Source organism: Halobellus sp. Atlit-38R, from assembly GCF_003665925.1.
In the GTDB taxonomy this organism is placed as follows: domain Archaea; phylum Halobacteriota; class Halobacteria; order Halobacteriales; family Haloferacaceae; genus Haloquadratum; species Haloquadratum inordinatus.
In genome coordinates this window covers 1-567 of the sequence record NZ_QXIJ01000155.1, presented here as the reverse complement: position 1 = coordinate 567, position 567 = coordinate 1, and the positions used below count along the sequence as shown (strand labels likewise).

Here is a 567-nt window from a genome sequence, read left to right as displayed (position 1 = left end):
GCCGATCCGGTCCGCCACGTGGACCCCGTCTTCGATCCGGTCGACCACGTGGTCGTGGAGGTGCGACTTGAACTCGGCGACGGCCCCGTCGGTGTCGTAGGCGGTCTTGGCCGTGGCGCAGTACGGGCAGTTCCAGCTCACGCGGAAGTCGGACTTCGAGAGCGCGTCGGAGTGGTGCGCGAGCAGGTGCGACCCCGTCACCTCGGCCATCGCCGACCGCTCCCGCGTCCACGCGACGAACCCACATCGGCCACACGCCCAGCGGCTCACCATGATCGGAAACTACCACCCGAGACCCGTCGGAGACACATGTATGTTGGGTTACGTGTGCGCGGTTGCCGCGTGGGCCGACTCGGCGACGGTCACGCCGTCTCGGCCGCCCCGCCGTCGGGCGCGTCCAGCGCGAACCCGTTCTCGTCCGCGTGTTCCACCCGGACGCGCGTGACCCGCGTCGCGGTCGCCCCGGTGACGGCGAGCGTGACGGCGCCGACGGCGACGCGGTCGCCCTCCCGGGGCAGCCGCCCGAGCTGTCGGGTGACGAGCCCCGCGACGGTCTCGGCGCCCGCG

1 protein-coding gene and 1 pseudogene are annotated in these 567 nt (G+C 72.7%); both read right to left on the bottom strand.

Going from position 1 to position 567, the window contains the following annotated elements; genetic code table 11:
* A pseudogene (locus tag D3D02_RS18665) lies at positions 1–273 on the bottom strand (hypothetical protein); the annotation flags it as partial.
* Between the two features lie 89 nt (positions 274–362).
* The coding region (locus D3D02_RS18660) for a transporter associated domain-containing protein (protein WP_304999804.1) at positions 363–567 on the bottom strand (205 nt) is incomplete at its 5' end.